At 62.3% G+C, this 26,306-nt stretch carries 10 protein-coding genes (1 of these 10 cut by a window edge); 3 read left to right on the top strand and 7 right to left on the bottom strand.

From position 1 onward, the window contains the following. Positions 1-182 precede the first annotated feature (182 nt). Entirely contained in the window at positions 183-1,355 is a 1,173-nt protein-coding gene (locus ACZ5RT_RS03685; protein ID WP_464453542.1) for a fumarylacetoacetate hydrolase family protein, read from the top strand. 6 nt (positions 1,356-1,361) lie between these two features. Here ACZ5RT_RS03685 and ACZ5RT_RS03680 read toward each other — a convergent pair whose 3' ends face one another. From ACZ5RT_RS03680 to ACZ5RT_RS03655, 6 genes are all read right to left on the bottom strand, one after another. Further along, a complete protein-coding gene (locus ACZ5RT_RS03680) occupies positions 1,362-1,793 on the bottom strand; it encodes a response regulator transcription factor (RefSeq protein ID WP_464453541.1) in 432 nt (143 codons plus the stop codon). An 84-nt stretch (positions 1,794-1,877) separates the two neighbouring features. Beyond that, entirely contained in the window at positions 1,878-3,068 is a 1,191-nt protein-coding gene (locus ACZ5RT_RS03675; RefSeq protein WP_464453540.1) for an HlyD family type I secretion periplasmic adaptor subunit, read from the bottom strand. Next, positions 3,065-5,233 (bottom strand): type I secretion system permease/ATPase, encoded by a 2,169-nt coding sequence (locus ACZ5RT_RS03670; protein ID WP_464453539.1) that lies wholly within the window; start codon positions 5,231-5,233, stop codon positions 3,065-3,067. The genes ACZ5RT_RS03675 and ACZ5RT_RS03670 overlap by 4 nt, the downstream gene beginning before the upstream one ends. Positions 5,234-5,339: 106 nt before the next feature. Further along, positions 5,340-7,703, bottom strand: a complete 2,364-nt coding sequence (locus tag ACZ5RT_RS03665; RefSeq protein WP_464453538.1) for a tetratricopeptide repeat protein — start codon at positions 7,701-7,703, stop codon at positions 5,340-5,342. Between the two features lie 378 nt (positions 7,704-8,081). After that, the gene (locus tag ACZ5RT_RS03660; protein ID WP_464453537.1) at positions 8,082-8,792 is read right to left on the bottom strand and encodes a glycosyltransferase; all 711 of its coding nucleotides are present in this window, start codon (positions 8,790-8,792) and stop codon (positions 8,082-8,084) included. 262 nt (positions 8,793-9,054) lie between these two features. Beyond that, positions 9,055-9,570: a class I SAM-dependent methyltransferase gene (locus ACZ5RT_RS03655; protein WP_464453536.1), complete on the bottom strand. Its 516-nt coding sequence runs from the start codon at positions 9,568-9,570 to the stop codon at positions 9,055-9,057. A gap of 208 nt (positions 9,571-9,778) precedes the next feature. Here ACZ5RT_RS03655 and ACZ5RT_RS03650 point away from each other — a divergent pair, with 208 nt between their 5' ends. Together ACZ5RT_RS03650 and ACZ5RT_RS03645 are read left to right on the top strand one after the other, a co-directional pair. Continuing rightward, positions 9,779-10,057, top strand: a complete 279-nt coding sequence (locus tag ACZ5RT_RS03650; protein ID WP_464453535.1) for a helix-turn-helix domain-containing protein — start codon at positions 9,779-9,781, stop codon at positions 10,055-10,057. Next, positions 10,054-11,400 (top strand): type II toxin-antitoxin system HipA family toxin, encoded by a 1,347-nt coding sequence (locus ACZ5RT_RS03645; RefSeq protein ID WP_464453534.1) that lies wholly within the window; start codon positions 10,054-10,056, stop codon positions 11,398-11,400. Before ACZ5RT_RS03650 ends, ACZ5RT_RS03645 begins: the two co-directional genes overlap by 4 nt. 149 nt (positions 11,401-11,549) lie before the next feature. Here ACZ5RT_RS03645 and ACZ5RT_RS03640 read toward each other — a convergent pair whose 3' ends face one another. Further along, a protein-coding gene (locus tag ACZ5RT_RS03640; RefSeq protein ID WP_464453533.1) for an Ig-like domain-containing protein crosses the window boundary here: on the bottom strand, positions 11,550-26,306 show its 3' portion. It continues 13,479 nt past the right edge of the window; the window shows 14,757 of its 28,236 coding nt (coding positions 13,480-28,236); the start codon falls outside the window, past its right edge; it ends in the stop codon at positions 11,550-11,552.

Here is a 26,306-nt window from a genome sequence, read left to right as displayed (position 1 = left end):
TCAAAGGCCGGACATTTCGGTGTTGCAACGCACAAGCTTGTAACGCATTGCATCTGAGCCCCCAACTGGCCAACACGGCAGGCCCGCGCCAGTCCGGCGCCCAAACCACCCCAGGCCCCTAAGTGACAGCTGGCCGCTGCCCGCTTCTGGCAAGATAGACCGCACCCATTTGGACACCCGCCATGAACACCTCCGCCCTGCCCTCACTGTCTGACAACGCCCTCTTGATCGGCCGCATCTGGCAACCGAACACCGGCCCGGTTCTGGTCGCGGTGACGCCCGACCAGGTGCTGGACCTGTCGCGCCTGGCGCTCACATGCAGCGAGTTGCTCGAACTGGAGCAAGTGGCTCAACGTGTCAGGCAATGCATCCGCACAGGCCAGGCCTCCCCCCTGGCCCCAACAGCGGCCGTGCTGGCCAACAGCGACGAAGCTGCGCGTGACCCGTCCAAGCCCTGGTTTTTGGCCCCCTGCGACCTGCAAGCCGTCAAGGCAGCGGGCGTGACCTTTGTGGCCAGCATGCTCGAGCGTGTGATCGAAGAACAAGCCCGTGGCGACGCCAGCCGCGCCGAAGCCGTGCGCCAGGCGGTGGTGGCGGTCATTGGCGACAACCTGCGCAGCGTGGTGCCCGGCTCGCCCGAATCGGCCAAACTCAAGGAAGTGCTGCTGGCCCAAGGCATGTGGTCGCAATACCTGGAAGTGGGCATCGGGCCCGACGCCGAAATCTTCACCAAAGCACAACCCATGAGCGCGGTGGGCCCTGGCGCAAAAGTAGGGCTTCACCCGGGCAGCCAGTGGAACAACCCGGAGCCCGAGATCGTGCTGGCCGCCAACTCACGCGGTGAAGTGGTGGGTGCCACCTTGGGCAACGACGTGAACCTGCGCGACTTCGAAGGCCGCAGCGCGCTGCTGCTGGGCAAAGCCAAAGACAACAACGCCAGCTGCGCCATCGGCCCCTTCATCCGCCTGTTTGACGAGCACTTCGGCATTGACGATGTGCGCCAATGCGAGCTGAGCCTGAAAGTACAGGGCCCCGAAGGTTTTGTGATGCAAGGCAGCAGCGCCTTGAGCCAGATCAGCCGCGACCCGCTGGACCTGGCGGGCCAGGCCATGGGCAAATACCACCAGTACCCGGACGGCATGATGCTGTTCCTGGGCACCATGTTCGCCCCCACTCAAGACCGCCACGGCCCTGGCCAGGGCTTCACCCATGTGGTGGGCGATGTGGTGAGCATTTCCACCCCGCAGCTGGGCACCCTGACCAACCAGGTCACCACCTCGGACCAGGCACCCGCGTGGACCTATGGCGTGGGTGCGCTGATGCGCGATCTGGCGCGGCGCGGTCTCAAAGTCTAAGCGTGTTCAAACACTGGAGGCTTTGAGCCAGCACTCCAGATCCTCCAGCTTGAAAGGTTTAGTCACACAAGCGACGCCCGGCGGAACACCGCCCAGCATATCGATATTGATATGACTGGCCGCCGTGATGACCACAATGCACAAATTAGGAGTCAGGGCCTGCAGCCTTCGTGCGACCTCAAAACCACTGAGACCAGGCAAATTCAAATCGATTACCAAAGCGGCTAGAACTTGGCCGTCGCTTTGAAAGCACCACCCTTTCGAGGTCGATTCCAGCGCAGATAAAAAATCTTGACCGTCTTTGAAGGTTCGCGCCTGCATCTGCATCAGCTCCAACCAGCCTTCCAGCGCCTGCGCGATGCCTTCATCATCGTCCACCACGGCAACGACACCGGGCGCGTGCAAACGCAAGTCAAAGTTATTGCTTAAATTGGACATCGTCAAGCCTTTCAAACGGGCACAGACTAGCACAGCAAAACCCTTGTAAATCCACAGATGACTGTCCTTGGATGCGCGGGCGCTTCAACGCTCGCGCAACGCCTGAGTCACGCTTTGCAGTGGCCGGAAGAGGTACTCCAGCACAGTCTTCTGACCGGTTTTGATCTCGACCGTGGCCGTCATGCCCGGCAGTGGCTGCATGCGCAGACCGTTGCGCTCCAGATTTGTATCGGTGATACGCACCAGCAGGCGGTAGTAGCCCTCTTCGAGCTCCACCGGCACACCGGGACGGCGCTGTTTTTCGTCGCGCATGGTGTCGGGGCTGATGTGTTCAAGCACGCCATCCAACCCGCCAAAACGGTTGAAGTCATAGGCCGTGAGCTTGACCATGGCTTTCTGGCCCGACTTGAGGAAGGCCACCTCGGCCGGCTTCACATAGGCCTCGACCAGCATCTGGTCTTGCGTGGGCACGATCTCCAGAATCGGCATGCCCGCCTGCACCACGCCGCCAATCGTCGTCACCTGCACGTTCTTGACCACGCCGTCCATCGGCGCCTTGATGACGGTGCGAATGAAAGCGTCTTCGCGGGCCGACGCGTTTTCGCGCGACTGTGCCAGTTCGGATTCGACCCGCACCAGCTCATTGGCGGCTTCGGTCGCATAGCGATTTTTGCGTTCGTCCATCTGCCCCATCAGCTCGGACTGCTGACGCCGCAGGCGCAGCAACTCCACCTCGGACATCAGACCCTGGCGGGTCATGGGCTCGGTCATGGCGATTTCGCGGTTCAGCGCTTCCAGCGAGCGTTTGATGCTGGACACGGCTTCGTCCATGGATTGGCGGCGTGCAGCGTAAGCCTGGCGCTCGCGCCCTGCAATGGCTGCAGGCGTGTCCTTGTCAAACTCCAGCGCCCGGCCATAAGCCTCGGCGCGCAGCCGCGCCGCCATGGCTTGCAGGGCTTTTTTCTTCTCGCTGGCCTCGCGAAACACCGGCCCCGATCGGCCATCGTCCAGGCGGATCAGCACATCGTCGCGTTTGACGTGTGCGCCCTCGCGCACCAGGATCTCGGTCACCACACCGGCGTCCAGACTTTGCACCACCTGCTCGCGGCTGGCCGGTATCACCTTGCCTTGGCCTCGTGTCACCTCGTCCAGGTGGAACAAGGCCGCCCAGGTCAGCGATGCCACCAGTGCGCCCACCGTCAGCCACAGCAGCCAGCGGCTAGTGCGGCGCTCCTCGTCCTCGACGGACATCAGACCAAACTCTTTGCTGCTCATGCAGCACCTCCTTGTGCAGGCGCTGCGGCCGTGCTGCGCGACACGCCCCGGCTGAGCTTTTGAATGATCTCGTCTTTCGGCCCCACGGCCAGACACTGACCGTTGTCCATCACCGCCAACGACTCCACCCATTCCAGCAACTGCGGTCTGTGGGTTGACAGCACCAGCGTGCGACCCCTGAGCCACCTGCCCAGCACTTCAATGACATGGTTCTCGCTGTTCTGGTCCATGCTGGACGTCGGCTCATCCATGAACACAACGGCCGGGTCACGCAGCATCAGGCGCGCCAGGCTCACCATCTGGCGCTGCCCGCCTGAAAGACCACCGCCGCCCTCGGTCAATGGCATGTCCAGCCCCTTGGGGTGGCGCGCCACAAACTCGTACATGTCCAGCTCTTGCAGCACCTGCACAATGCGCGCATCCGAAATCCAGCTGTCCGCCAAAATCAGGTTCTCACGCAACGTGCCCATGAACAATTGCGCATCCTGCGACACATAGCCCAAGCGTGTGCGCAGCTCGGCTGGGTCCATCTGGCGCAGGTCAACGCCATCGACGCGCACACTGCCGCCCAGTGGCTCGTACAGGCCCGCCAGCAGGCGGATCAGCGTGCTCTTGCCACTGCCCAGCCGCCCCAGCAGACCGATGTGCGCACCGGCCGGGATCTGCAGATTGATGCGGCGAATCACCGGCACTTTGGATTCACCGGGGTAGGCAAACTCCAGGTCCACCGCTTCGAGCTGGCCATTCAGGCTCTTGGGCACCACATAGCGCTTGTCCGGATCGCGGTCGCGGGGGCGCTTCATCAGACCATCCAAAATTTCCAGCGAGGCCTTGGCCTGCTGGTAGCGGGCGGCCAGCCCCATCACACTGCCCAGCGGCGAGATTGCGCGGCCCGCCAGGATCACACAGGCAATCAGACCGCCCAGCGTGAGCTGGTTGGCGTGGATCAGGTACACGCCCCACACCACCATGAACACCGTCACAGCCTGTGACAGCAGGCTGATGGCACCTGTCACGGCGTTGGTGATCGAGCGCATCTTGCGGTACGAATCGGCCGCGGCCAGGTTCGACTGCTCCCAGCGCCGCTGCAGATAGCCCTCGGCGTTGTGCGCCTTGAGCAGCTCCAGGTTCAGCACCGTCTCGACCAGCACGCTTTGCTTGTCGCCGGACTCTTTCATGTTCTCGCGCATCGAGCCCATCAGCGGCTTTTGCACCAGCAGCGACATGGCCAACACCAGCGCCACAGCCACCACCAGCACCCACACCAGCGGGCCACCCACCACAGCCACCAGCGCCACAAACATCAGCACAAAGGGCAAGTCGGCCAGCACCACCAGCGATGCCGAAGAAAAGAAATCGCGCAACGACTCAAAGTCCTTCATCGAGTTGGCAAAAATGCCGATCGATTGCGGCCGGTGCTCCAGCCGGATGGCCATGATCTCGCGCAGCAGCGTGGCGTTGATGGCCAGGTCGGCGCGCTTACCGCCCAAATCCACCAGCCGTGCCTTGAGCCAGCGCATGCCGTATTCAAACAACGCTGCAACCAGTGTGCCAATGGCCAGCGTCCACAGCGAGGCATAGGCCTGTGTGGGTACCACCCGGTCGTACACGTTCATCGTGAAAAACACCGCGGCCAACGCCAGAATGTTGGCCACCACCGTGGCCAGCATCGACTCCACATAAAAATGCCGGAAGCGCCACAGCGTGCCCCAAAACCACGCAAAGGCTGCGCCCTTGAGCGGCGCCAGCGTCTGGTCCGAGCGCTGCGGCGGCAACTTGACCACCATCACCTCGCCAGTGGACAACGCGTCCAGCTCGGCCAGCGGCATCAACAACTCCTGCTGACCCGTCTCGGGCGACAGCACTTGCGCCTGTCCCTGCGTGACCGAACGCAGCACACAGGCCCGTCCGTCCTGCAGCGGCACGATGACCGGCAGCACATAACTGGGTACCGCCGCCGGCCGCGTGCGCGACCAGATCGCCATCATCCCGTGCTGGCGCGCCACATCGGGCATCGACGCTGCAGGCACATGCCCTTTGTCGTCGACTGCAAAACCCGCACGCAAAGCCGACAAATGCGCCGGCTTGCCCAGCAGGTGCGAGGTCAGCGCCAAGCAATGCAGAAGCGGGTCTTCAATGGCCCGTTCTTCCGGCTTGTTGTTCATTCAATGTTCCTTATTCTGTGGATTGCCATGACAGAGTGGATTGCTTCGTCGCTGCGCTCCACGCAATGACGGGGACTAAAGTCATCGCGAGGAACGAAGCGATCCATCACTTGCCAGACCTTTTGCAATGCGCAGCCCACATCTGCCGCAGCGCAGCTTCGAAGTCGCGCACGTACTGGTCGATATCCCAGCCTGGCAAGCCCAGCAGGCGTTCGCGCATGCCTTTTTTAAGGGCCAACAGGGCCTGGCGGTCGGCGGCCATGCGCACGGCCACCTGCACGTATTCGGCATCGTTGCCCGCCACCCAGTCGCCCAGACCGGCGGCGCTCATGAAGCTCGCGCCCATGCGCGAGACAAAGTTGTTGCCCGCCTTGACCACCACCGGCACGCCCATCCACATGGCCTGCAGTGTGGTGGTGCCGCCGTTGTAAGGCACGGTGTCCAGCGCAATGTCGATGTCGGCGTACTCGGCCATCATCTCGGTCAGACCCACCGGCCCACGGAAGTCAATGCGATCCGACGAGACGCCTTCTTTTTCGAAACGCTCACGGAAGGCGCGAATGGCCGACTCGTCCTTGAAGCTCGGCGCCTTGAGCACCAGTCGTGATTCGGGCACTTCCTGGAGAACGGCCGACCACAGCTTGATGGTGTGAGGCGTCAGCTTGGGCACGTTGTTGAACGAGCCAAAAGTCAGCGGCCTTTGCGCATGCTCGGCACCATACGCCGGGAAGGGGTAATCCACCTCGGGTGCGTGGCAAAACACCGTGTTCGGCAGGCGGCTGATCTGTTCGGTGAACAAAGGCTCGCTGCCTGGCGGCGCGACCACCGCATCGGTCAGCATCCAGTCGATGTTAGGTACGCCCGTCGTGCCTGGATAGCCCAGGAAGCTGACCTGCACCGGCGCCACGCGTTTGGCCAGCATGGCCATGCGGTTCATGGAGGTGTGGCCCGACAGGTCCATCACCATGTCGATGCCATCGGCCTCGATGCGGCGCGACAGCTGGAGATTGGTGAGTGTGGTCGCTTCAATCCAGTGCTCGCAGCGCCGGCGCGCCAGCTGCGTCTGCTCGTCGTGCGCAATGCCGGTGTGGTACATGAACACCTCGAACTGCTTGCGATCCAGCCTCGCCAGCACCGGCTGCATGAAAATGTTGACGGGGTGCTGGTGATGAAAGTCGGCGCTGATCAAGCCCAGTCGGATGCGCCGCTTGGCGTCGCACTTGTTCTTGAATGAATCCAAAGCGCGGGCGCCCTGCCCCATCGGAGTGAACAACTCACGGTGGAAATCCACCACCTGCTGCGCCGTCAGGGTGTCGCTGTAAAGCGAAGACATCGCCGCGCTGGAGCGCATGGGTGAATCCGGCCCCTCCTCCTCACCCAGCGTCTGGTAGATGGCCCGCGCCTTATCCACATCACCAATGCGCCCTGCAATGGAGGCACGCATAGACCGCGCACCCGATTGCGGCGCCAGCGCCTCGGCCTTTTGCAGCGTGGCCTCGGCCTCCTCCATCTGCCAACTCTCGGCATACGAATGCGCCAGGTTCCACAAAGCCGTCGGACTTTCGGGGTGCAACTCAACACAACGCTTCAGCACATCCTGCGCCTCTTGCCACAGGTTGTTCTGGAAGGACACCTGGGCGAGCCGCGCCAGCACGTGCTCGGCGGTGGCAATCGATGCCCGCTCGAACGCTCGGTGCGCCAGCTCGGTCAGGCCCACGCGCATCAGCACCTGGCCCAGGTCAATCTGCAGCTCGGCGCGCTCATTGGCATCGGGCTCGGGCTGCTCCACGCGCAGCAGGCCCAGCGCTTGACGCAACGACTCCAAGGCCCGCGCCGCGTCACCGCGCTCCAGGCGATAACGCGCCATCATGGTGTGCACCTTGCGTGCGCCAGCCGGCTGCTTGCCTGCAGTGACCAGCGCGGCATGGTAATTGGCCGCCGCTTCGTCCCAGCGCCCCAGGTCTTCGAGCGTGCGCGCCAGCGTCAGCAGGCCCTCCCAACGCTCGGGGGCACTGACCACCGCCTGCCGGTAGCTGGCCAGTGCCTGCTCGGTCAGGCCCATGGTGCGACAAAGGTTGCCCGCCTCCAGCCAGGCACTGAAGTTCTTCGGGTCCAGGCGCAAGACCGAGGCAAAGGCCTCACGCGCCTGCGCAAACTGGCCCAGCTTGACTTCGCAACGCGCCGTCTGCAACCAAGCCGCAGGCGACTGCGCTTGCACGGCCAAGGACTTTTTGAACTCGGTGATGGCCTCCGCCCACTGCCCCCGGTCATGCAACACATTGCCGATGTTGAAAAATGCCACTGCCTGCTGCTCAGGAAATTTGCTTGCAGCGCGATAACAGGCCAACGCCCCCTCGACATCCCCTTGCTTGCGCAGGTCAACGCCCTTTTGCAGCCACTGTGCGCCTTCGCCGTCCATCACATCGGCCTGGGGCATCTGTGCCGCATGCGGCGTCAACTTGTCTGTCATGTCTGGAATCACTTGAAATATAAAAACCTGGCGGCAGCTCTTGGCCAGTACCCGGGCGAGGAATGCCCACACCCTGCGGCCCCCAAAGACTCTTGAGCTTATGTGAATTGATAAATTTGATGAACTGTCCCAAAGTACAGATTCACTGCCGTAAACAACGAACCCAAACAATCAATTGAACTACAAAGAATTCAATTTACGGACAAGAAAGGCCTGCAAGACATGGCAGTCGCAAGGCGGCGACCCTCGCAGTAGAAGGCTTACGTGATTGCGAGGCACAAGGCAATCTCATGTCATTGCGAGGCACGAAGCAATCCATGGACTGCCGCGCTTCTGTCACTGCGAGCGCAGCGCGGCAGTCGCAGTGACAGGGTTACGTCATTGCGAGGCCGAAGGCCGTGGCAATCCACCGAACCACTTCTCCAGAAACAAGACACGCGCATCCGCCCACAACTCAGAAGAAATGGACTCACCGCCGCTGGCGTGGGTCAAGGCGATGGGCCAGGTGCCCAGACGCAGGCCGGCGGCATGGGCTTGCAGACAGAAATCCAGATCGTAGAAGTGGAATGCCAAAGCCGGGTCAAAGCGGACGCCGCTTTGCTTGAGCACACTGGCACGAGCGGCCAAAAAAACGCCGTCGAGCAAGCGCGCTGGCTGCGGGCTGGGGCCATACATCGTGATGCGGGACCGGGGCGAACCATGGCCAATCGCTCCCGTTAAATACTCATGATCCCAAGGGCTGGGGACACCCGGCTGCTCGGGCTGCAGGTACCACGTCACCTGCCGGTGCTGAACCCGCGTGTTGCCCGCCACGCCCACCACATCAAAGTGCTGCAGCGCCTCTTGCAAACGCTGCGACAGCATCCAGTCGTCCACGCGCACATCGTCGTGCACGAACACCAGCACATCATCGGGCGCAGCTGCTTCTATGGCCTCGTTGTACACCTCGGCCAGAGGGCGGGTGTTGCCATGCGCCAGGCGCAAAGCCACCGGGCCAAACTCGCCCAGACGGGGCAGGCAGGGACCCAGCAGGGACACACGGTAAAACGCCTGCTCAGAGAGGCGAGTGGCGGAGACAAGGGTCAGCATGGGGTGTTGGGGAGGGTGGATTGCCACGGCCCTTCAGGCCTCGCAATGACTGAACAAGGTGGACTCGCAATGACTGAACAAGGTAGCCTTGCAGTGACTGGATAGGGTGAGCTCGCAACGACAAACCGGCTGTCATCGCGAGTCGCGCAGCGGCGTAGCGATCCATGGTGTTCATTAGCCTACCACTCGTAAAAAATGCTGCCGCGCCAGCGCACGCATTTCATCCTCGGTGCGCTCCACATTGGAGGCCAGCAGCCACAATTCAAAACGCTGACGCAGGCGCATGCCGGCATGCACCGGAAAACCGGCCTCGTTGACCAGAGCGCGCAGCGTGCTGAGCGTGTAGCCGCTCTTGTGCTCCATGAAGCGCCCTGCCCTGCGCCACCAGCCCCTGGTGGCTGAAGATGATGTCGTAGGGCCGGATACCGGCGTAGGCGACGTCAAACAAGCGGTCCTGCGCCACCATCTCGGCTGCGGCCTGCAGGTCGGGGCACACCAGCAACAGCCAGCCATCGGGCTTGAGCACACGGCGCCATTCCTGCAAAGCCGGCACCGCTTGATCGAGGTACAGGTGCTCAATGCAGTGCGAAGAAAACACGGCATCGACCGAAGCGCTCTGCACCCCCCAGAGGTCATGCGCGGGCGCCACCACATCGGGCTGCACCGCCGGGTCCGCATCGAGGCGAATCTCCTTCCAGTCCGGGCGGCCGCTGAGACCGGGAGGGTCCAGGCCGCTGCCTTTGGGACCGCTACCGATGTTGAGCCAGGTGTGGGTCATGGTGTTGTGTGTGAGATGGATTGCCACGTTGCGCTCGCAATGACAGAAAGGAGCTTCCTCGCAATGACTGGAGGGGTGCCTCGCAATGGCGAGAGGAACCTCACAATGACCGGTTGGGGTGTCATGATCGGAATTGACCGAAATATGCTTCAAGGAGCATAATTTCAATTTTTTCAGGTCAAATATGCCACCAGAAACATATTGCGCAATGGAAACATTGCCTGAAGTAGGTGCCCGGTTTCGGGCGTTGCGAAAGCAGGCAGGCAAAACGCAATCCGAGTTGGCGGGTGCAGTGGGCATGCGACAGGAGATGCTCTCGCGCTTCGAGTCCGGGCGTGGCGCGGACTTCTCGTTGGCAAAACTGCTGCGCTTGCTGCACGCACTGGACGCCGAGATGAACTTCGTCAGCGCCGCACAGCGCCCCACGCTGTCCACCCTGCTGAACGAGCGCCGCCAGAACGCCAATGTGGGTCCGGAATCACGATGAAGCTCAACGTCTTTGTCCACGGCCAGCGTGTCGCCGTGCTGGAAAGCACCGACGGTTTTGAACACGCTCTCACCTACTTGCCTAGCGCCCACGCCCATGAATTCGTCTCGCTGACCATGCCGGTGCAGACCACCAGCTGGGTGTGGCCGACGCTGCATCCCTTCTTTCAGGTGAGCCTGCCCGAGGGCTTTTTGCTGTCGGTGCTCAAGGAGCAGCTGGGCCCCCATCTGGGCGCGAGCGGGCTGGACCTGTTGTCGGTGGTCGGGCACAACCTCATTGGCCGCGTCCAAGTCAGCGCCGCGCAACAAGTGCAGGCCTCTACCGCCATAGACGATCTGGCGCCATTGCTGCACGGCGAGGCCTCTGCACAAGTGTTCCTGGACCTCATGGCCAGCCACGCCGCCTCTGGCGTTTCGGGCGTCGTTCCCAAATTCCTGAGCGCCGAAACTGCCGCCCTGTTTCGCAAAGGCACGGTGGCCACTGAACGCCACATCATCAAGGGCAGCTCGGCCCATCAGCCTTTCGTCGCTCTCAACGAGCACCTGTGCATGAAAGCGGCTGCAGCGACTGGGGTCAAAGTCGCGAAAACCCTCGTGTCCGATGACGGCCAGGTACTGGTGGTCGAACGCTTTGACATCGACCCGGTCACAGGCCACCGAAAAGGCTTCGAGGACTTTTGCAGCCTGCTCGGTCTCACCCCTGATGACAAATACGAATCCACCTGGGAGCGTGTGGCGCGGCTGACCCGCGAACATGTGCCCAAAGACCGGCTGCTGGCGGCCAACGAACAGCTGGCCATCACCTTGCTGCTGACCTATGCGCTGGGCAACGCCGACTGTCACACCAAAAACCTGGCCTTCATCTACGACGACTTCAACAGCGTCGAAGTCGCGCCCATTTATGACATGCTGACCATCTTGGCCTACGACCGCTATGCCAACAACCCACCCGGCATGTACGTGGACGGACGCAAAAGCTGGACGCCAGGCAAAGCCCTGTGGCGCTATCTGCAGGTGAATCTGGGCATCGACCCACCCCGGCAACGGCAACTGGCTGACCGCGTGTGCACCGCGGTGGCGGGCACTGTGCCCGAATTGCTGCATCACATCCGCCACACACCGGGTTTTGAACCGGTGGGCCTGCGCATGCTTTGGGAATGGAACGAAGGCATGAAGCGGCTCACTGAGCGCCGCACATTTGCACTGCCTGACTGGGTGGACGAGGCGCAAGCCAGCGGCCTGCCTCGACCGGTACCCGCCCAGAAATACGCACCGGCACGCATTGGCGAATCGCCCCTGCTCGCGCCCAAGGGCAACCGCCGCCCTACGCTGCCGCCGTCCTGACTCGGCATACGGCCAAGCATTCGCACCTTGTCGCAGGACAGGGCGCATTTGTGGATTGCCACGGGCCTGTGGCCCTCGCAATGACGGGAAGGGCTCCTCGCAATGACGGTGTTTTGTCATTGCGAGGAGCGAAGCGACGAAGCAATCCATCAGGAAGCAGACACCACCACCTTCTGGTCCACCAGCAACTGCACCTGGGCGCTGTTGTGGTTGTAGACGTCGTAGGTGTGACCGGCGCTGCTGAATGTGCCGCTTTTCGACCAATTCACCAGATCGCTCAGAACCAGCGTGTCGTCGCCCTTGGCAACGCTCTCGACTGTTCGAACAACATCCTGACTTCCCGTCACCATCAACTGTTTGCGCGTGTCCACAGCAGCGGTGTTCACGTCAAACACATTGCTGGAACCCATGTCCAGCACATCGAACAGGTTCAGCTTGAGCGTGTTGGCGCCACCGCCGGTGATGTCGATCTCTTCGACATCGCGGATCACATCGGCCTTGATGGCGGTCAGGTCCATGGTGATGCTGCTGCCGTCAAGCACGATCTTGTCCAGACCTGTGCCGCCGTCGATGCGGGCGATGCTTTGCGAGGTGCCTGCGTCGTCGAGCTTGGCCACATTATCCGCACCGAGCTTGAAAGTGTCGTTGCCGGTACCGCCGAACATGGCGTCAGCACCGCCGCCGCCCACCAGGGTGTCGTCGCCGGCGCCGCCAATGAACTGCTCGTTGGCCGCAGTGCCGTTGAGCGTGTTGCTGCCCGACGTGCCCATGAAATCGATTTGCGACGGATCGGTGCCACCGGACAAGCCGCCAAACACCACATAGGTCTTGCCGCCACTCGTGCCAGTGCCAAACTGGCCATATGCCGAGATCACGAGATCGCTGAAACCGTCGCCATTGACGTCACCACCACCGGCCACACCATAGCCTGCATAGCCGCTTGCGGACTCACCCAAGATGCGGAAGCCATCGCTGGCGGTCATGGTCGAGGTTGAAATCGACTGCCCCGATGTGCGGCCATACACCACATAGCCGCGGCCCGCGTCCAGGGTGCCATACACATCCCCCTTGTCATAACCCACCAGGAAGTCCGCGAGGCCATCTCCGTTGAAATCGCCAATCGAGGCGAGACGCAGTTGCTGGCCGTAATAGTTGGTCGCGTAAGTGGCCGCGCTGTTGTCTGGATCATTGAAACTGAAGGCAAAACCACGGCTTGGATCGACAGCGCTGGCAGACACGGTCAGATTGGTGCTGTTGCCCCCATAAATGACAAAGGCCGTGCGGTTGGCAGCTGTCACGCCGACATCAGCCAGACCATCGCCATTGACGTCGCCCAGAATTTCAACGTCCATGCCCATCACAAAGTTTTGCCCCGTGGGGCCAGTGATGACAAAGCCGCTTGTACCCAGACTGCTGGATGCAGCCAGATTGACACCGGTGCTGCTGCCATAGACCACAAAAGCACGTCCGTTGTTGGAGCCAAAAATAGCATCGCCAATGACAACATCGTCATAGCCATCGCCGTTGATGTCACCACCGCCGCCAATGCGACCCCAGAAACCAATCCCGCTGGCCAGGCCCGACATGGCAAAACCACCCGTGCCGCCCTCTACTGCCGAGGCCAGGATGTTGCTGTTGTCGGTCTTGCCGTACACCACATAGGCCTTGCCCGCGTTGGAGGCAAAGAAGCCCAGGTCGTTGATGCCGTCACCGTTGACGTCGCCCAGCATGTCCACCGAATTGGCAAAGTTGTCGCGTGTTGCGCTGGTTGGGCCTGCCGGACCATAGATGGTGAAGCCCTGCGAGCCCAGCGCACTGGTGTAGACCGCATCGCCCGAGCTCTTGCCATAGATCAGGTAGCCTCTGCCGGCGTAATAGGTGCCACTGCCATTGTTCCAGGTGGCCCCCACCAACAGGTCGGCCAAGCCGTCACCGTTCATATCGCCCACTGACGAAACGTCCCAGCCAACAAACTCCCCAGTCGACTTGCCGTATATGGCAAAGCCACCACTGCCCTGCGCTACAGCCGTCAAATTGATGGCTGCGTTATCGGTCTTGCCAAACACCACATAAGCCTGACCCGAACGACCGGTACCACCAGGCGCAGTGCTTTCGGGGGCACCGATGAGGAGATCATCCAGGCCGTCTCCGTTGACATCGCCCAGCATCGCGACGTGGTAGCCGGACTCCAGACTTGTCTGTCCCAAGATTGCATAGCCAGCAACCGAATTGCCCACCAGTCCCAGCGGCAACTCAAATGCATAGTTCACCAGCACCTCGGCCACATTGCTTTCGTTGCCGGTCGCAGCTGAACGCAGCTTGGCCGTGACAGCCACCGTGCCATAAGGCTGCGACTGCACCTCTGTCGCCGTCAGGCTCACGTCCACGTATTTGCTGGTGATGTGCGCAGGGGTCAACTCAATGATCTTGCTGAACGCGCCCCAGCCAACCACCAAAGTATCGCCCGCCACAGGGGGCTGCGCGGAGCCCGTGCCGATGGGCAGCTGCACGCGCACCACAGTGCCGTTGGTCACCTCAGACGTTGTCAATTGCCCGTCGGCGGTGCCGCTGGTGGGGAAAGACGCGCCCGTTGCTGATGTCAACAGCTCGTAACGCGCCTCAGGAATACCCGTGGAGTCGCTCGTGAGATTGGTGGACGACCAGACTGTGGCGTCGATGATCGGCGCCGTGGGGCGGACAAAGTCCACCGTCACCTGCGCAGAGGCACCAGACACCACCAAGCTGCCACTGGTCGGCGCGCTCAGCAGGTCAGCCCTGACCGCGATCGACTCGCTCGTGCCGTCGGCCGTGGCTGCCAGCAAGGTGGCGGTGGACACCGCCACATCCACATAACCCTTGCTGATGTCAGTGGCCGTGATGGCTTGCACCACAGTCTGACCATCCCAGTCCAAGCTCAAGGCATTGCCATCCACAGCGCCGGTGTAGGCGATGTAGACACGCACCACCGTTTTGCCATCGCTTTGGGCTTCGATCAGGTTGAGCTTGCCAACGATTTCGCCAAAGCCGACATCCACGGCGGGCTGCAGATGCAAATCAAGGTCACCGTGGACCAGCACCTGAGCCGTGGCACTGACGTGCTGCACCACGTTGTAGACAACACCCGCCTTGGCCACCTGGCCGCTGACGTACCAGGCGCCTTTGAGGGTAACCGCATCGCCGGTGTTGCCATCGATCAGCAACTGCTCATCGGTATTGACCGCACCCCAGCCAGCAGGCTCCTTGGCCGACACTGGGGCGTAGCCGTTAGCCGTGTTGTAGACGTTGAAGTTGCTCATCTGCACCACGTTGTTCAGGTTGAGCGTGACGCTGTTGTTGCCCGAACCGGTAACGTCCAGCCATTCCACGTTGTGGATCACCTCGGAGCGGATGGCCGTCAGGTCCAGCGACATGCCGCTGCCGCTCAGCACGATCTTGTCCAGCCCCGTGCCGCCGTCGATGCGGGCCACGTTCTGGCTGTCGTTGCCGGTGTTGCGCGCCAAGGCGGCCACGTTGCTGGCGTTGAGCACCAAGGTGTCATTGCCCGCGCCGCCGTACATCACGTCGGCGCCACCGCCACCCGTGAGGGTGTCGTTGCCCGCACCGGCAATGAACTGCTCGTTGGCCGTTGTGCCAGACAACGCGTTGGCAGTGGCGTCGCCCAAAAAGTCGATCGCCGCCGTCTTGGTCACGCGGTCAATGCCACCAAAGATCACATAGCTCTTGCCGGCAAAGGTCTGGCTGCCATAGTCGGTGCCATAAGCGCCCATCACCAGGTCGGCAAAGCCGTCGCCGTTGACGTCACCTGCCGCCGAGATGGCAAAGCCACTGTAGTCGCCGGCGCTCTCGCCAATGATGCGGAAGCCATCGCTGAAGGCCATGCTTCCGGTGCTGACCGACACACCGCCGGTGCGGCCATAGACCAGATAGCTGCGGCCCGCATCGGCGCGGCCATACGGGTCGCCCGTGGGCACGCCAATCAGCAAGTCGGTCAAACCGTCGCCGTTGAAGTCGCCGGCAGAAGACACCAGCACGTTCTTAGCCATGAGCGAACCCACCGTGTCGGCCGCATCGTTGGTGAGGATGGTGAAGCCTGCGGCACCCGTGGCATCCACGCTGGTGGCGCCCAGTGCCACCGTCGTGTTGCTGGCCTTGCCATACACCACATACACGCGGCGTGCCTCGTCCGAGACGACCACATCGGCCAGGCCGTCGCCGTTGAAGTCGTCAACGATGGTGACGTGGTCGCCCAGCTTGCTGCCGGTGGCGGTGGCCCCCTGGATGATGAACCCGCGTGAACCCACGGCGGTGCCGACAAAGCTGCCCGGGTTGTTGGTGCTGCCAAACACCACAAAAGCGCGGTTGTTGCTGTTGTTGGTGTTGCCGTCGCCAATCACCACATCGGCCAGGCCGTCGCCGTTGACATCGCCACCGGCGCCTACGTTGGCATCCCAGTAGTTCGAGCCGCCAGTCAGCCCCGTGATGGCATAACCACCGTCGCCATTGGCCACAGCCGTGATGTTGATGGTGGCATTGTCCTGACGACCGTACACCACATAAGCCTTGCCCTGGCCAGGCTGTCCGATGATGAAGTCGCCAATACCGTCACCGTTCATGTCGCCCGCTGTCGCCAGAGACTGGCCCAGTTGACCCTGGTTGCCAGCACTCACGCCCGAAATGCGGAAACCAGTGCTCTGGCCGCCTGTGATGGTGCTCAGCTGCACCGCAGCCGTGTCGGCCTTACCGTACACCACAAACACATCGCCCGGGCCAGAAGCCGACGAGTTGAAATCGGGCACGCTCACCAGCAAGTCGGCCAAGCCATCGCCGTTGATGTCGCCCGCGCCATACACGTCGTAGCCCGTGTAGGAGTCGCTTTTGCTCAAGCTGCTGATGACAAAACCACCCGAGCCGGCCAATACAGCCGTCAAATCGATCGCCGTGGTGTCGGTCTTGCCAAAGACCACATAAGCGCGGCCTTTGTTGTTGTCCTCCCGGCGCGCGCCGATGATCACATCCTCCAGCCCGTCGCCGTTCACGTCGCCGGCACTGGCCACCGAGAAGCCGGTCTCTCCAGCGCTGGTGCTGCCGTTGATGACAAAGCCCTGCGTGCCGCCCGAGATCAAGGCCAACGGCAATTCGTACAGGTAGTTCACACCCACCTTGGCGGCGTCGCTCAGGTTGCCCGTCGCGGCCGACACGATTTGCGCTGTGACGGTGACGCTGCCAAAACCTTGCGCGTCGATGGTGCTGAAAGGCACGTTCACGTTGAGGTACTTGTTGCTGATGTCCGTGGCAGACAGCGCTACTTCGATGGGCGTCGCATTCCCCCAGGCCACCAGCACCTTGTCACCCGCAACCGGCGGACGCAGCGAACTCGGTGTCGTGCCGTTAGGCAGCTTCACATGTACCGTCGAGCCACCTGAAAGCGCTTCACTCACATAGATGCCGCCGTCAGCAGATCCCGTGGTGGGCGGTGTGCCGGTGGCGCTGGTTGCCATGGCCCAGTTGGTTTCATACATGGCCTCGGGAATGCCCGTGGTGTCGCTGCTGATGTTGGTGGTCGCCCAGGCTGTGGCGTCGATGATTGGCGCTGTCGGGCTCACGAAGTCCACCAACTGCTGCTCGGTAGGACCTTCGTTTAAGACCGACATGGCGCCATTGCCGTTGAACGAGACCAGCGAGGCGTATATGGGCACTGGGGCGCCCGCCACCTGGTCCTGCACGTTGACGTACAAAACATTGGTCGGGACCAGAATCTCCACATACCCGTTGGACAAGTCGGTGCTGGTCAGCGCGGCACTGAACACATTGGACTTGCCAAAGGCCAGCTGGATTTTGTTGCCCGCTGCGGCGCCAATGTCGGCGATGGCCACGCGCACCACGGTGCCGCCGCCGCTGATGGCCTCGCCCTCGGTGAGGTTGCCGGCCAACTCGCCCCGCCCGGCGTAAATGGTGGGCTGCAGTTTGAGCTGGATATCGCTGTTCACCAGGATCTGCGCCTGGGCAGACGTGCTTTGCAGCACCTTGTAGGTGTTGCCGCCGTTGGTGACGGTGCCGGCCTGGATGAAGGCGCCGTCCACCACCACGCTGTCGGCGCTGCCGCCATCCACCACCACCTGATTGCCACGGTTAACAGCACCCCAAGCGGCAGGAGCAGTGGCGCTCACCTGCGTCCAGCCAGTGCTGGACTGGGTCCAGCCGTTGCTGGTGTTGAACACATCGTCGTTGCTCATCTGCAGCACGTTCTTCAGGCCGATCGACAAGGTATTCCCGGTGCCCGAATTGTGGTTGCCTAAGTCGATGCGTTCCACATCGGTGATCAGGTCCAGCGGCACACCTACGGAAGGCAGTCCTGGCACCGTTGTACTACCAACGGTGTAGTTGACGTTATTGGTCACAGTGCTGCCGTCTGCCAGCACATCGGTCACTTGGTAAACAACCGATTTGCTACCGTTAATGTAGTTGGGCGTGTCACCGACTGTGGCCACCATGAGCGCCAATTTCTTCTGATCCCAATTGGTCACATCAATGGTGTCGAAGAAGTCCACGGCAGTCACTTCTACCGTACCGGTGCTGAAGACGAGCTTACCGCTTGCATTAACTTTTTGCACCATAACGGGTGTATTACTAATCGTCGTCGTGGCACTGGTTGTAGTGGTCGTATGGGTACTGTCCGTCCAATACAGAGGCGTTGTGCCGTCAGTATCGAAAAGAGCATTTCCACTGCCATCGGTCGCCACTGTGTTGTTGATCACAGTCGTGGGAGCCGAAACCTCCTGAGCTTGTGCGTTCAGGTAATACAACTGACCCGAGACACTCTTTTGGATCATCACAGCCGAAACACTTGTGTACTGGTTGCCGTCAGAGTCCCTATACAGTGCTTGGCCTTGTGCATTAGTCTGCACCTGCTCAGACACCAAACCAGTTGAAGCAACACCGCTAATGCTTGTTTTACCGATAAAGACACTGTTCACGCCATCGGTCAGTGAGGCACCTTCGGGTAGGTTATCGAGTACCACCGTTGCCCCAACGGCCGTAGTGATCGGCGGTAAATCGATCATGTTGGAAGCAATCTTGAAACCACCAAGAACAAAGCTGCCCCCCGCACTAAGCTGCGACACAAACTTCAGATCTCTCAACTCCAAGGAGTTGCTGACAGGCAAATCAATCGTGACATTGACGAACCCACCCCAATACTGAGAACCATAGAACGTCTGAATCAGATCATCCCCCCAGTAAAGCATCACATTGTCATTGGTTGCCACCCTTGGGAAGCCCATGAACGAAACTTGAATCTTTTCATTTGCGCGCTTTGGGAAAGTAATGTAGACGTTGTTATCACCCGGTAAAGCGGCAAGTTCCAATGCCATGACGTTCTGATATTGCGCAGGAACCGTTCGACCAATTACAGATGCAAATACCCCGAGCGTATTGAATTCAGTGACGCCTGATGGGTTGGTTGTGCTCCACTGATAACCTCGAATCGGTGTCATAACGCTGGGCGAGACATTCGCAGCAGAAGTGGGCAGAGCGACATTGACAACGCTCGGGTCCGGGGCCTGGAAGCCAGCTGGCATAGTCGCCAAGTTGGTAGTAATTCCTGAACCAGACAACTTCAGCGTATCGATGCCGGTGCCACCATCAACCCGCAAGATGTTCTGCGATGTGCCAGTCAGTGCCAGCTTGGCCAGGTTGTCGCTGTCGAGGACGAACACGTCGTCACCCCGGCCGCCGTACATCACGTCGGCACCGCCTGCCCCGGTGAGGGTGTCGTTGCCGTCACCGCCCACCAGCTGGTTGTTGCCGCTGGTGCCGGTCAGGGTGTCGTTGCCGCTGGTGCCGATCATGTCGCCATTGCTGGCCTGGAACACGCTGCTGCGGTAAGCGCTGGCACCACCATAGACGATGTAGGTCATGCCGGCATCGGTGCGGCCCGCCGGGTCGGCATAGGGGGCGCTGACGGCGATGTCGTCAAAGCCGTCGCCGTTGACGTCGCCCGCCCCGGTCACGCGCATGCCCAGGTAATCGTTGGCGCACGCACCCAGAATGCGGAAGCCGTCTGACGCGGCCAGGCTGGCCACGTTGACCATGCCGGTGCCGGTTTTGCCAAACACCACGTAGGCAGCGCCTGCGGCGGTGGGGCTCAGGTTGCCATAGGCATGGCTGACGATGATGTCGCCCAGGCCGTCGCCGTTGATGTCACCGGCGCTGTCGACCCAGAAGGCGCCGTGGACGCCCGAGGTGATGCCCAGGTTGATGGCAAAACCGTTGCTGCCCGCCTCGATGGCCGAGACGTTGACGGCTGCGCCATCTTTCTTGCCAAAGGCCACCCAGGCCACGCCTTGGTTGGTGTTGGTGCCGGCGTAACCGGCGGTGCTTTGCAGCAGCACGTCGTCCAGGCCGTCGCCGTTGATGTCAGCTGCACCGGCCACACTGACACCGGTGGAGCTCTCGCCAATGATGCGGAAGCCCAGGGTGTTGGAGGCGCTGGTCAGGCTGCTCAGGTCCACCATGGGTCGTGCCCCGATGGCAGAGCTGCCGTACACCACGTACACACTGCCCGTGGAGGTGCCGGTGTACCAGCCGCCCAGTACCAGGTCGCTCAGGCCGTCGCCGTTGATGTCGCCACTGCTGACGCTGGTGAGCGCGGCCACGGTGCCGTCCACCGTGCCGCCGTTGATGACGAAGCCTTCGGTGCTGTTGACGAAGTTGGACGAGGCGGTGACCACCGGCGCACCCGAGGTTTTGCCGTAGACCACATAGGCCACGCCGGCGCGGCCGTTGTAGCTGGGGGCGGTGACGGCCAGGTCACTCAGGCCGTCGCCGTTCACGTCACCGGCATCGGTGACCGAATAACCGTTGGCGAACGGAGACGAGACCATGAAGCCGTCGGTGTTGCTGGCCACGCTCAGGCTGCTGAGCTGGACCGTGGTGGTGGCCGAGCGGCCAAACACCACATAGCTGGGGCCACCGGCTCCTGAAGCGTTCACATCCAGAGGACGGATCGATGTGGCGGTGGATGCGTAGTTGGTGTTGTTGCCGATCACCACATCGGCCAGGCCGTCGCCGTTGATGTCGCCACCACCCGAGACCGACCAGCCATACCAGGCGTTGGCAATGGCCGGTGCGTTGATGACAAAGCCGTTGCTGTTGCCCGCGACCGTGAGGCTGGACAGGTCAAAGTTGCTGTAAGCCCCGGTGGAGTTGCCAAACAGCACGTAGGCGCGGCCGGCGTTGCTGCCCGAAGCGTCGTTCTGCATTGCACCAATGACCAAGTCTTCGTAGCCGTCGCCGTTGACATCACCGGCTTCGGAGATGTCCCACCCGGAAGAGTCACTGGCCAACTGGCCGTTGATGGCAAAGCCGTATTCCGGGCTGGCGGCCAGCTGGCCCGCGGCCACGTCGTAGGCCCAGTTGACCGTGGCCACGGGGGACGTGGCCGACAGGTTACCCGCCGCGTTTTTGATTTGCGCGGTGACGGTGACGTTGCCAAAGGCCTGGGTTTCGAGCTTGCTGTAGGGGACGGTGATGTCCACATACCGGTTGGTGATGTCGGCGGCAGTGAGTATCTTGTTGGCCGCACCAGTGGCGCTGCCCCAGTTGACCAACACTGTATCGCCCGCTGCGGGCGGCACACTGCCGGTGGCCGGCAGCTGCACACGCACCACGGTGCCGTTGTCCCACGTTTCAGACACATACAGCGCGTTGTCGGCGGTGCCGGTGGTGGCGTGGGTGGTGCTGTTGGTGGCGTAGACCGCCTCGCCCACGCCCGAGACAGCGCTGGTGTTGCCAGCGCCCGTGGCCGCCCAAGCCGTGTTGTTGATGGTGGGCGCTGTGGGAACGATGAAGTTGACCGCCAGGTTGGCCGTGGGCGAGGTGGTCACCGTGGTGCCGCCGCGCACGATGCTGGCGGTGATGGCCACGGTTTCGGCCGTGCCCAGCGGCGTCTCGGCGGTCAGCGTGGCGGTGGGGATGAAGACATCCACATAGCCCACGTTGAGGGCGTACTGACCGATGGTGGCCGTGAGGGTCTGACCACCGTAGTTGAGGCGGAGAGTGTCGCCCAGAGCGGGCAGCGAGTTAGCAGTGCTAACGCGGATGTAGGTGCCACCCACCGTGGAGGGCGAGTCGATGTCTTGCGCCTCGGTGAGGGTGAGGCCGTTACTGGCCTCCCAAGCGGTCGCGCTGACCACCGGGGGCTCGCCCACTTTGGCAGAAACCAGAATCTGCGCCTGTGCAATCGCACTTTGGTAAACGCGGTAAACCGTGCCGGTGGCGGTGTCGGTGACTTTGCCCACCACGCTGAACTGGCCGTCGAGGATTTGGATGAAATCGTCGCCGTCGCCGTCCACCTTGATCTGGTGGAAGTGGTTGTTGTCCGACCATTGCGGTGGCGCAGCGCCCGTGACCGGCACATAGCCGTTGGCCGTGCTGAAGTTGTTGAGCTCGTCCAGGCCCAGCACGTCTTCGAGTTTGACCTTGAAGGTGTTGGAGCCGGTGCCCGAGAGGTCGAAGACTTCGATTTTCTCGAGCGACAGATTGCCAATGGTGCTCATGTCGAGCGTCAGGCCGGCACCGTCGAGCTTGATGGTGTCTATGCCGTGACCGCCATCGATGCGGGCAATGTTTTGCAGCGTGTTGCCGGTGTTGCGCGCGAGTTTGACGATGTTGTCGGCGTTGATGACAAATGCGTCGTCGCCCCGGCCACCGTACATGACGTCGGCGCCACCGTTGCCAATCAGGACGTCATCACCATCGCCAGCCACCAGCTGGTTGCTGCCGCTGGTGCCGGTGAGGACGTCGTTGCCCGTGCCGCCAATCACATCGCCGTTGCTGGCCTGGAAGACGATGGGCACGGTGTAGTCATCGCGGCCACCATAGACCACGTAGCTGATGCCGGCGCCACTGACGCCGTAGGGGTCGGCACCGGTCGAGGAGATCAGCAGGTCGTCAAAGCCGTCGCCGTTGATGTCGCCAGCGGCGGTGACCGAGGCGCCCGAGGCGTCGCCACTGCAGGCGCCATTGATGCGGAAGCCTTCGCTGGGGGCGTAGGCTTTGATCAGCTGGAAATAAGGCGCCGGGCCGATGACCTGCGGAGCGTACTGGTATTGACCGGCGGGGCGGCCATAGATGAGATAGGTTTCTCCGCGCTGCACGCCGTCGATCGAGGTGCCTGTGCCACTGGTGATGGACACCAGGATATCGTCATAGCCGTCGCCGTTGATGTCGCCCGCAATCGAGATGCTGCTCAAGGCGCCGTTTTCGCCAGCGGCGTTTTCGTTGGGACGGATGTGGATGCCTTTGGTCTGATCGCCGGCATCCAGGCTGGCCTGCACGCTGGCCAGACTGACCAGGCCGGTGCTGCTGCCATAGACCACATAGGCGTCGTTGAGCCACCAGTTGGACGCTTTGGCGTAGCCGGGGGCAACCGTCAGGTACACCTGGTCTTCAATGCCGTCACCGTTGACGTCGCCCGTGGACTGAACAATGCTGTTGGCCACTCGGCCATCCGATGTGGCCAAAGCGGTCAGCTGCACCGTGTCCACCGTGCTCCAGTTGGTGCGGCCGTACACCAGCACGCTGGGCGTGCCGGTGTTCCAGGCGCCACCGGCGATGGGCAGCACGGCCCCCCCGTTGAAGAAGTCGGGGTTGGTCGTGCTTTGGTTGGTGTCGTACCAATAGGGCTCGAGGTTGTCGATGACGATGTCGTCGATGCCATCGCCGTTCTGATCACCCACGATGTAGATGGCCTCGGCCTGTTGCTTGCCACGGGCAATGGTGAAGCCCTGGCTGGTGGCGCCGGCGGCGGCAATGGCCGTGAGGTTCAGAGGTGCGCTGTCGGTGCGGCCAAAGACCACAAAGGTCTGCGACTGCAGGCTGTCGGGGCTGGAGACCACGAAGTCGTCCAGGCCGTCACCATTGATGTCGCCACCGCCGTCGATCTGCACGCCGACGTTCATGTAGGGCTCGGAGAAGTAGTAGCCGTAGTAGTTTTGCAGTTTTTGGTAGGTGGCCCAGACCGTACCGGGGGCCGTGATCATGAAGCCCTGGCCGTTGGCGGCGTTGGTGAAGTTGCTCAGGTCCACCACGCCCACGCCGGCCTTGCCAAAGACCACGTAGGCGGCCTGGGTGCCCGCTTCGAGCTGCCCCATGACGCCGATGTCGTCGTAGCCGTCGCCGTTGACGTCACCCAGCGCCACAAGCCGGGTGCCGGTGTTTTCGCCGGCACTGCGGCCGTTGATCTGGAAGCCGTCGGACTGCGCGTTGATGTTGTAGAGCGGCAGGTCGTAAACCACGTTGACCGTGACCGGCTTGACGCTGGAGGTGTTGCCGCTGATGGCGCTGGTGATTTCGGCGCTGACCGAAATGTTGCCGTATTTGGCAGCGGCAATCGTCTCGAAAGGCACCGTGACGTCGATGTAGCCCGCAGTGATGTGGGCCGCTGTGAGGGTGCCTGGCACGACATAGTCTTGACTGCCCCAGTTGACGGTGAGCTTGTCCCCGGCCTTGGCGCGTTCGGCCACGGGCACCGTGCTCTGGGTGGGCAGCTGAATGCGCACTACCGTGCCGGGCGTGGTGCCGGTGCCACCGTTCCAGAACTCGGAGTAGTACAGCACGTTGTCGTTGGCAGGCGCTGTGGTGATGAAGGTGGAGGTGTTCTTGTCGAACACGGCCTCGGGAATGCCGTTGATGGCGCTGGTGGTGGCACCGGTGGCGGCGTTAATGGCCGGCGCAGCGGGCACGATGAAGTCCACCGTGGCCGCCACGGCGGTGCCGGTCGAGATGGTGCTGCCGCCAGGCCCGCTGAGCAGCTTGGGCGTGACGTTGAGCGTCTCGCGCGTGCCAGCGGCGGTGGCCGCCTGCAAGGTGGCTTTGGGCACCACGATGTCGATGTAGCCGGCCGCGATGTGGGCGGCTGTCAGCAACGGCGACTGGATGGCGGTTTGGGTATCCCACTGCAAGCTGACCACTTGCCCGGCCTGAGCGCCGGTGCCGTTAATGTTGACCCGCACGGTGGTGCCGTCGCTGGCCTCGCCCACGTTGAGCACGGCACCACCGGAGCTGGTGCTTCCCCAGACTTCGTTGGTCCAGCTTTGGCCCGTGGGGGCGGTGACAATGGATGGCGGCGCGACGATGACGAGTTCGCCGCTGCTGATGTCGCTGCGGGTCAAGCTGCCGGCGGTGCTGCTGACGTCGACGTTGTAGACCTTGGGGATGCCGTTGGTGGGCGCTGCCAGGCCAGAGCCGGCGGGCACGACCAGGCTCCAGGCACCGGTGGTGGTGTTGTAAGTCAGGCCCGTCGGGCTGCTGGTGCCACCCACTGTAAGAGTGTAGGTGCCACCCGTGAGCGCGGTTGTGTCGTCTTTGAGGGTCACTTCAAGTTGATCACCCGTGGCGAGTGGGCTGTATTGAGTGAGGGTAGCGGCATCGGTAACAGCACCTGCGGTTTTCCAAGTAATGTTCAGCTTGGTCGAGTCTGTGCCGTCCACAGCCACGGTAAACGGTGCTGCGGCATAAAGTCCGTCAGCCGTGATCAGGGCGACCAATTCAGCCACTGTGGGCGTGGCGTCAAGCGCAGCTGTGGTGATGACTGTGCTACCCACTTTTAAAGTCACAGCACGGTTGGCGACCAAGACGGGCGTGAGCGATTGGATTTCGGCCACAGCGTCATTTGCACCCGGTGAGGTTTCATCTGAACCGGCAGTGGCTTCGATAGCACTCAACACTACCTTCTTTTCAGCCACACCGGTGATGGTGGGCGTGACGCTGCCGGTGGTCTGGCTGACCACAGTAGGCACGTCGGGCGGTGCGATGTTGACGGTGAGGCCGTTGTTCACGTCGGTGCCGGTGTTGCTGGCCAGGTCAGAGACGCTGGCGGTGAGGTTGTAGGTGCTGCCGTGGTTGAGCAGTTTGGCATCGGCCTCGGTGGCGGTGACCGACCAGGTGCCGCCGCTGGCGGTGGTGGTGTAGGTCGCACCGTTGAGGGTGACGGTGACGGTGCGGCCATCGGCCGCGTCGGTGGTGCCGCTGATGACGGGCAATGTGGTCACCGAGCTGGCAGGCAGATAGGTGGCGTTGTCAAAACCGCGTTCGGTCAGGTCAAAAATGCCGTTGCCCGTTGCGCCCACGCTGTTGCCCGCCACGCTGGTGATGGTGATAACGGGCGGGGTGGTGTCGACGGCCAGGGTGTCGGTGTCGGAGTTGACCACGCCCGCCGGGGTGGTGACGCTGGCGGTGACGGTGTAGCTGCCGTCGGGCAGTGCGCCAGAGCTGCCGAAGGTGCCGCTGGTGGGCACGGCCGTGGCGGTGTCGATGCTGAAGTTGCCGCTGCTGTCGGGCAGCACCTTGTAGGTGGCGCCGCCCACGGTGACGGTGACCGGCGTGTTGGCCAGGTCGCCCACACCGGCCACCTGCCCGGTGATGACCGGGGTGGTGTCGTTGGTGTAGGTGGTGCCGTTGGGGCTGGTCAGCGCCACGGTCAGGCTGGTGGTGTCGATGCGCAGTTCGTTGGTGCTGGCGTCACTGGTGGCGTTGCCCGCCGCGTCGGTGGTGGTGGCGGTGACTGGGTAACGGCCGTCCGGGAAGGTGCCGAGCGTGCCGCTGGTGGGCACGGCGGTGGCGGTGTCCACGCTCCAGGCGCCGGTGCCGCTGTTGTAGCTGATGCCAGCGGGCTGAGTGGTGGCGGCCGGGTCGATGGTGTAGGTAGCGCCGTTTACGGTGACCGTGAGTTTTTCTCCGGCGGCCAGAGTGGCGGTGCCGGTGAGGGTGGGGGTTTCGTCGTCCGTCAGGAGGCTGGCGACGGTGGGGGCACTGGGGGCCGTGGTGTCGATGACGACAGGCACGGGGGTCTTGGTGCTTTCGTTACCGGCCGGGTCGGTGGCGGTAACACTGAGGGCTTGGGTGCC

It is taken from the genome of Limnohabitans sp. TEGF003 (genome assembly GCF_055395455.1).
The sequence above is the reverse complement of the archived record's forward strand: the minus strand, read 5'-3'. Positions and strand labels throughout refer to the sequence as shown.

What these genes read in the sequence shown, in the direction of transcription:
- ACZ5RT_RS03685 (WP_464453542.1), top strand. Translation starts at nt 183, where the DNA reads ATGAACACCTCCGCCCTGCCCTCACTGTCTGACAACGCCCTCTTGATC.
- ACZ5RT_RS03680 (WP_464453541.1), bottom strand. Translation starts at nt 1,793, where the DNA reads ATGTCCAATTTAAGCAATAACTTTGACTTGCGTTTGCACGCGCCCGGT.
- ACZ5RT_RS03675 (WP_464453540.1), bottom strand. Translation starts at nt 3,068, where the DNA reads ATGAGCAGCAAAGAGTTTGGTCTGATGTCCGTCGAGGACGAGGAGCGC.
- ACZ5RT_RS03670 (WP_464453539.1), bottom strand. Translation starts at nt 5,233, where the DNA reads ATGAACAACAAGCCGGAAGAACGGGCCATTGAAGACCCGCTTCTGCAT.
- ACZ5RT_RS03665 (WP_464453538.1), bottom strand. Translation starts at nt 7,703, where the DNA reads ATGACAGACAAGTTGACGCCGCATGCGGCACAGATGCCCCAGGCCGAT.
- ACZ5RT_RS03660 (WP_464453537.1), bottom strand. Translation starts at nt 8,792, where the DNA reads ATGCTGACCCTTGTCTCCGCCACTCGCCTCTCTGAGCAGGCGTTTTAC.
- ACZ5RT_RS03655 (WP_464453536.1), bottom strand. Translation starts at nt 9,570, where the DNA reads ATGACCCACACCTGGCTCAACATCGGTAGCGGTCCCAAAGGCAGCGGC.
- ACZ5RT_RS03650 (WP_464453535.1), top strand. Translation starts at nt 9,779, where the DNA reads ATGGAAACATTGCCTGAAGTAGGTGCCCGGTTTCGGGCGTTGCGAAAG.
- ACZ5RT_RS03645 (WP_464453534.1), top strand. Translation starts at nt 10,054, where the DNA reads ATGAAGCTCAACGTCTTTGTCCACGGCCAGCGTGTCGCCGTGCTGGAA.